A 417-nucleotide genomic window follows, 5' to 3' on the forward strand; every position below is an offset into this window, starting at 1 on the left:
GCCACACAACGGACATTGTCCACCAAAATCGGGCGCACCCAATTCGAATAGGAAAGGCGGTTGTCTTTAGTAAAGGAAGACAAAATACCGCACAGGCGCTCCGCCCAGTCGCTTGGTCGGAAAATCTTGCCTTTGCTGGTCGTACCATGGATCACAACTTCATAAGGATTACACACTAACATAAGCAGCTTCCTGAGAGTAAATGGCTGAAGGAATATTTCGCCAGTGCCAACATCAGAAAAAGTTCCGATACATAGCAACAGATTATTGAAAAAATATCAGTAAGGTTTTGAAATACGACAATGATGAGACGGCTTGCCGATCCTGACAATCCGTTTCAAATTCTTTGATTATTATACCCGATACGCCTCTTTTTCTTCAAAAATCATTTGAAAAATAACAACAGGCCGTCTGAAA

1 protein-coding gene is annotated in these 417 nt (G+C 42.2%); it reads right to left on the reverse strand.

Features of this window, described 5'->3' with window-relative positions; all coding sequences use genetic code 11:
- Positions 1-182: DUF3579 domain-containing protein (locus ACTHSP_RS22230; RefSeq protein ID WP_440347037.1), on the reverse strand; the 182-nt coding region annotated here is incomplete at its 3' end.
- Between the last annotated feature and the right edge of the window lie 235 nt (positions 183-417).

It is taken from the genome of Neisseria sp. P0001.S005, assembly GCF_051963715.1.